A 6,401-nucleotide genomic window follows, 5' to 3' on the forward strand; every position below is an offset into this window, starting at 1 on the left:
GCGGCGGGCGCCCTCGGACGTCCCAGATAGTGAGCGGCGGAAGTCCGCTCTGGACACCTGTTTTCGCAGGTCAGAGCCCCGCTGGTTACGCAAAAAGTGGCGTAACACGGTGTTAACGTCCGCTGGCCATCCTCGCCGCCATGCCCACCACACCCCGGCGGACCCGCTCGGACAGCGCGAGACAGGTAGCCGACCTGCTGCGCCGTCAGGTGCTGGCCGAGGAGACGCTGCCGTGCGAGGAAGACCTCACGGTGGAGTTCTCGGCGACCCGGAACACCGTGCGGGAGGCCCTCGCGCTGCTGCGCGACGACGGCCTGATCGCGCGCCAGCCGGGCGTCGGCACGGTCGTCGTCGGGCACAAGTACCCGCACGGGCTCAACCGGCTGGCCGGCCTGGCCGAGGTGCTGCGCGAGCACGGCGAAGTCACCAACGACGTCCGGACCGCGGACCTCGTGCCCGCCCCCGCCGTGGTGGCGCACCGCCTCGGCGTGCCCGAGCGCTCCGAAGTCGTCTACCTCGAACGGCTGCGGCGCCTCGACGGCGTCCCGCTGTCGCTCGACCTCACCTACCTGCTGCCGGAGATCGGGAAGCCGCTGCTGGAACACGACCTCGCCGGCCGGGACGTCTTCGCGCTCATCGAGGAGACGTCCGGGCAGCGGCTGGGCTACGCCGACATCGACGTCGAAGCCCTCAACGCCGACCCCGAAACCGCCGCGGTGCTGGAAGTTCCGCCGGGGGCGGCGCTGCTGCGGTGGGAGCGCCTCACGCACTTCGCCGACGGACGGCCCGTCGACCTCGAGTACATCCGGCTGCGCGGCGACCGCCTCACCATGCGCGCCCGCCTCGACCGTTCCTGAAGGAGACCGCCATGCCCCTCGTGCCGAGCCGGGTCGACGTTCCGGTGACGATCGACGAGTCGAAGTGCCTCGACGGCTGCCGGCTGTGCGTCGACGTGTGCCCGCTCGACTCGCTGGCCATCGACCCGGACACCGACAAGGCGTACATGCACGTCGACGAGTGCTGGTACTGCGGACCGTGCGCGGCGCGCTGCCCGACCGGTGCCGTGACCATCAACATGCCTTACCTGCTGCGATGAAGCCGGTCCGCCTCCTGCTCGCCGCCGCGCTGCTGGCCGCGGGCTGCACCGCGAACGCGTCCACTTCGGACGACGTCGACGTCGTGATCGGCTACCAGTCGAAGACGATCAACACCGTCACCGCGGGCACGCTGCTGCGGTCACTGGGGTACTTCGAGAAGCGGCTCGCCGACCTGGGCAAGCGGGACGGGAAGCGCTATCACGTCACGTGGCAGGACTATTCGACCGGCGCGCCGATCACCGCGCAAATGGTCGCCGGGAAGATCGACATCGGCTCGATGGGCGACTACCCGTTGCTCATCAACGGCTCCCGCACGCAGGAGTTCGGCGACGGCCGCACCAAACTGGTCGCCGCCACCGGCTACAACCTGCTGGGCGCGCTGAACATGGTCGTCGTCCCACCGGATTCACCCGCCCGCACGCTGGCCGACCTGAAGGGCAAGAAGATCTCGGCCAGCATCGGATCGGCCGGGCACGGCACCACCGTGCACGCCCTGCAGAACATCGGCATCGGGCCCGACGACGTCCACCTCCAGAACCAGGCGCCCGCGGTCGGCGCGTCCGGGCTGCTGTCCGGGTCGGTCGACGCGCTCGGGCAGTTCGTCGCGTGGCCGGGCCAGCTGGTGTTCGCGAACCAGGCCCGGCTGCTCTACGACGGCTCGGCGCTGAACCTGCCGACGTGGCACGGCGTGGTCGTCCGGGAGTCCTACGCGGACACCCACCACGACGTCGTCACGGAATTCCTGCGGGCGCAGCGGGACGCGACGGACCACCTGCACCAGCACCCGATGGACGCGGCGTTGAAGGTCGCTTCGGCCACGAAGCTGCCGCCCGAGGTCGTCTACCTCTACAACGGCGCCGGCGGCATGGTCACCTTCGACCCGCCGCTGAAGCGCCCACTGATCAGCGCTCTCGAAACCGACGCACCGTTCCTGCGTTCGATCGGGAACATCAAGCGGCTCGACCTCGGCGCGTTCGTCGACGACCGGTACCTGCGGGAGATCTACGGCCCGTCCTACGACACCGCAGCGTCCTCCTTGGACAACCCGGCACCGGTGAAGGGTTTCGACACGACGTGTTCGCGGCCCGTCACCGATCCGCGCAGCGCGGGTGAGCTGTGGCTGTCCGGCGAGACCACCACCCACCCCGCCGCCACGCCATCGTGCCTGCTCAAGGCGGTGGCGCACGCGGGGAAGCCGGTCCGCGCGGCCTACGTGCCCGACGCGGCCACGGGCACCCGCTGGTTCGCCGACAAGGCCGTCTGGGTGCGCGACGCGGGTGGCGCGCTGCTGCCCTTCACCACCGAAGACGGCGCCCGCGCCCACCTCGCCGGGCACCCCGGCGCGATCGTCAGCTACGCGCAAGCCGTGGAGGAGTCCCGATGACCCAGACCCTCGACCACCAACCCGCCATCAGGCAAGCCCCGCCGACGCCACCGAGACGACGGTTCAGCCGGCTCGCCGTCCGCGCGGGCAGCATCGTCGCCGCACTGGTCGTGTGGGAGCTGCTGACCGCGTTCGACGTCGACCTGTGGCTGCACTTCGACCGCCTGCCCACGCCGGTCGAAGTGGCCCGCGACCTCGGCTACCAGCTCGGCACCGCCGTCTACTACCAGGACCTGCTCGACTCCCTGCGCCGGATCGTGACGGGCTTCGCGCTGGCCGCGGTGTTCGGGATCGGCCTCGGCACGGCAATCGCGCGCTCCCGCGGCACGTCCGACGTCGTCCAGCCGCTCCTGGAGGTGCTGCGGCCGATCCCGGCCATCGCGATGGTGCCCATCGCCATCCTGCTGTTCCCCAGCAACGAGCAGGGGATCATCTTCATCACCTTCATCGCCGCGTTCTTCCCGGTCGTGGTCAGCACGCGGCACGCCGTGCGCGCGCTGCCGGTGGTCTGGGAGGACGCGATCCGCACGATGGGCGGCTCGCGGCGGCGCGTGCTGTGGAACGTCGTGCTGCCGGGCGCGCTGCCCGGCGTGTTCGGCGGGTTGTCCGTCGGCATGGGCGTTTCGTGGATCTGCGTGATCTCGGCGGAGATGATCTCCGGCGAGTTCGGCGTCGGCTACCGGACCTGGCAGGCCTACACCGTCGTCGACTACCCCGGCGTGATCGTCGGGATGCTCACCATCGGCCTGCTCGGCTGGGTCACCTCGGCCGCCGTCGAACTGCTCGGCCGCCGCGCCACCCGCTGGCTGCCCCGAGGGGAGAACGCATGAGCCTCCGCACCGAGAACCTGACCGTCCACTACGGACAGCGCGCGGTGCTGTCCGGGATCGACCTCGACGTCGCCGACGCCGAGATCCTCGCCGTCACCGGTCCATCGGGGTGTGGGAAGTCCACGCTACTGCGCGCCTTGGCCGGACTGCTGCCCGTGTCTTCGGGCCGTGTCCTGTCCGCCGGCGTGGAGGTGACCGGCACGTCCGCCGAGCGCGCCCTGGTGTTCCAGGACGACGGGTTGCTGCCCTGGCGTTCGGTGCGCCGCAACGTCGAGCTGCCGCTGTCCATCCGGCGGGTGCCGCGGGCCCGGCGGCGGGTGGAGGCCGAGTCGTGGCTGTCCCAGGTCGGGCTGGCCGGCTACGAGGACCACCTGCCACGGGAGCTGTCCGGCGGCATGCGGCAGCGCGTCCAGCTCGCCCGCACCCTGGCCGGGTCGCCGCGGGTGATCCTGGCCGACGAGCCGTTCGGGTCGCTCGACGCCCAGACCCGCACGGCCATGCAGCGGCTGCTCGTGGACGTCTGGCGCAAGCGGCCGACGACGGTGGTGTTCGTGACCCACGACGTCGACGAGGCGCTGTTCCTGGCCGACCGGGTCGCGGTGCTGACCCGCGACGGGCGGCTGGCGAAGGTCGTCGAGTCGTCGCGGCCGCGGACGGCCGAGCCCGCCGTGGCCGCCGAGCGCGCCGAGGTCCTGGACGGGCTGGTGGCGGCATGACGTTCGAAGCACCCCCGCTGTCGGCGCGGACGCACTTCGAGACGGACGTCCTGGTCGTCGGCGGCGGCACGGCCGGGACCATGGCCGCGCTGACCGCCGCCGAAAACGGCGCGAACGTGCTGCTGTTGGAGAAGGCGCACGTCCGGCACTCGGGCGCACTGGCGATGGGCATGGACGGCGTCAACAACGCGGTCATCCCGGGCAAGGCGACGCCCGAGGATTACGTCGCCGAGATCACCCGCGCGAACGACGGCGTCGTCAACCAGTCCACTGTGTACCAGACCGCGCGGCGCGGGTTCGCCATGGTGCAGCGGCTGGAGAAGTACGGCGTCAAGTTCGAAAAGGACGAGTACGGCGAGTACGCCGTGCGGCGGGTGCACCGGTCCGGCAGCTACGTCCTGCCTATGCCGGAAGGCAAGGACATCAAGAAGGTGCTCTACCGCGTGCTGCGGCAGAAGCACATGCGCGAACGCATCACGATCGAGAACCGCGTGATGCCGGTGCGGGTGCTGACCTCCGGCGGGCGCGCGGTCGGCGTCGCCGGGTTCAACACGCGGACCGGCGAGTTCGTCACGGTGTCGGCGTCCGCGGTGATCCTCGCGACCGGCCCGTGTGGACGGCTGGGCCTGCCCTCCAGCGGTTATCTCTACGGCACCTACGAGAACCCGACGAACGCGGGCGACGGTTACGCGATGGCGTACCACGCGGGCGCGGAGCTGTCCGGGATCGAGTGCTTCCAGATCAACCCGCTGATCAAGGACTACAACGGCCCGGCCTGCGCTTATGTCGCCAATCCCTTCGGCGGCTACCAGGTCAACGCGGCCGGTGATCGCTTCGTCGACTGCGATTACTGGTCAGGGCAGATGATGGCCGAGGTGGCGCGCGAGATCTCCTCGGCGCGCGGGCCGATCTACCTCAAGCTGACGCACCTGCCGGAGGAGACGCTCGGCGCGCTGGAGAACATCCTGCACACGACCGAACGGCCGACGCGCGGGACGTTCCACGCCACCCGTGGCCACGACTACCGCACGCACGACGTCGAGATGCACATCTCGGAGATCGGGCTGTGCGGCGGGCATTCGGCGTCCGGCGTCTGGGTGGACGAGCACGGCGCGACGACGGTCCCGGGCCTCTACGCGGCGGGCGACCTCGCCTGCGTGCCGCACAACTACATGATCGGCGCGTTCGTCTACGGCGACCTCGCGGGCGCGCACGCTTCCGGCTCCCTGCGTCCGCTGGTTCCGCTGCCCGAGGACCAGATCGCTCTGGCCCACGAGCTGATCTACCGACCACTGTCCACTCCGGACGGTCCGCCGCAGCAGCAGGTCGAGTACAAGCTGCGCCGGTTCGTCAACGACTACGTGGCGCCGCCCAAGACGACGGCGAAGCTGGAGATCGCACTGGAGACGTTCGCGCGGATGACCGGCGAGATCGCCTCGATGGGGGCGCGGACCCCGCATGAGCTGATGCGCTGCGCCGAGGTGACGTTCATCCGCGACTGCGCCGAGATGGCCGCGCGGGCGTCGCTGGTGCGGACCGAGAGCCGGTGGGGGCTCTACCACGACCGGACCGACCACCCGGGCCGCGACGACGTCTCGTGGCTCGCGCACCTGAACCTGCGCAAGACGGCGTCCGGCGAGATGGAGTTCCTGAAGCGGCCGGTGACGCCGTATGTCGTGCCGGTGCCGGAGTTCTCGGTGCCGGAGTTCGACGTCGAGCTCCTCGGTACCCACACGGCCTTCAGCGGGCACACGCCGCCGGACGTGGCCACTGCCGCTCCGGCGCGGACGCATTCGTCGCCGCGCGTCCTCGAAGTCGTAGCGCTGGCGGAGGAACAGCCTTCGCTCGCGGTGCTGTCGGAGTATCTGGCCGATCCGGACGCCGAGGTGCGCACGACGGCGATCGCGGTGCTCACCGAGTCGGCGCCGGAGGGCTTCGGCCCGGCGCTGGTCACGGCGTTGCACGACATCGACGCGCGCGTGCGGGCCGCGGCGGCGGCCGGGTTGCGGGAGCTGGTGGAGGTGCTGACGCCGTCGTCGTCCCTGGGCGACGGGCTGCGGTCGGCGCTGACCGTGTCCGACGCCGACGTGCGGTCGGTGGCCCTGGACGTCCTGCGGGCGCTGCGGCTCGGCGATGCGCCGCTGTTCGCGGCCTCGCTGGCCGACCCGGCGGTCGTCGTCCGGCTGGAGGCGATCCGCGGCCTGGTGTCGCTCGATGCGGCGTCGACGCTGGCGGAGGCGGCTTCGGACGCATCGCGCGAGGTCCGGGTCGCGGTGGCGGCCGGGCTGGGCACGATCGGCGACCCCCGCGCGACCGGGACGGTGGCCGCGCTGGCCGTCGACCCCGACCTGCTGGTGCGGGCGGCCGCCCTGAC

At 71.3% G+C, this 6,401-nt stretch carries 6 protein-coding genes; all 6 read left to right on the forward strand.

Annotated features, from left to right (window positions below; translation table 11 throughout):
* Positions 1–140 precede the first annotated feature (140 nt).
* Positions 141–857: a GntR family transcriptional regulator gene (locus IE317_RS42220; protein WP_191316972.1), complete on the forward strand. Its 717-nt coding sequence runs from the start codon at positions 141–143 to the stop codon at positions 855–857.
* Positions 858–868: 11 nt separating this feature from the next.
* Entirely contained in the window at positions 869–1,096 is a 228-nt protein-coding gene (locus tag IE317_RS42225; RefSeq protein WP_191316973.1) for a 4Fe-4S dicluster domain-containing protein, read from the forward strand.
* A complete protein-coding gene (locus tag IE317_RS42230; protein ID WP_191316974.1) occupies positions 1,093–2,481 on the forward strand; it encodes an ABC transporter substrate-binding protein in 1,389 nt (462 codons plus the stop codon). Before IE317_RS42225 ends, IE317_RS42230 begins: the two co-directional genes overlap by 4 nt.
* Positions 2,478–3,311 carry an ABC transporter permease gene (locus tag IE317_RS42235; protein ID WP_191316975.1) on the forward strand — a complete coding sequence of 278 codons (834 nt, stop codon included), beginning with the start codon at positions 2,478–2,480 and terminating at the stop codon, positions 3,309–3,311. The genes IE317_RS42230 and IE317_RS42235 overlap by 4 nt, the downstream gene beginning before the upstream one ends.
* The gene (locus tag IE317_RS42240; protein WP_191316976.1) at positions 3,308–4,027 is read left to right on the forward strand and encodes an ABC transporter ATP-binding protein; all 720 of its coding nucleotides are present in this window, start codon (positions 3,308–3,310) and stop codon (positions 4,025–4,027) included. The genes IE317_RS42235 and IE317_RS42240 overlap by 4 nt, the downstream gene beginning before the upstream one ends.
* The coding region (locus IE317_RS42245; RefSeq protein ID WP_191316977.1) for a fumarate reductase/succinate dehydrogenase flavoprotein subunit at positions 4,024–6,401 on the forward strand (2,378 nt) is incomplete at its 3' end. The genes IE317_RS42240 and IE317_RS42245, both read left to right, overlap by 4 nt.

This window comes from Amycolatopsis bullii, from assembly GCF_014654205.1.
Taxonomy (GTDB): domain Bacteria; phylum Actinomycetota; class Actinomycetes; order Mycobacteriales; family Pseudonocardiaceae; genus Amycolatopsis; species Amycolatopsis plumensis.

What these genes read in the sequence shown, in the direction of transcription:
- IE317_RS42225 (WP_191316973.1), top strand. Translation starts at nt 869, where the DNA reads ATGCCCCTCGTGCCGAGCCGGGTCGACGTTCCGGTGACGATCGACGAG.
- IE317_RS42240 (WP_191316976.1), top strand. Translation starts at nt 3,308, where the DNA reads ATGAGCCTCCGCACCGAGAACCTGACCGTCCACTACGGACAGCGCGCG.
- IE317_RS42220 (WP_191316972.1), top strand. Translation starts at nt 141, where the DNA reads ATGCCCACCACACCCCGGCGGACCCGCTCGGACAGCGCGAGACAGGTA.
- IE317_RS42235 (WP_191316975.1), top strand. Translation starts at nt 2,478, where the DNA reads ATGACCCAGACCCTCGACCACCAACCCGCCATCAGGCAAGCCCCGCCG.
- IE317_RS42230 (WP_191316974.1), top strand. Translation starts at nt 1,093, where the DNA reads ATGAAGCCGGTCCGCCTCCTGCTCGCCGCCGCGCTGCTGGCCGCGGGC.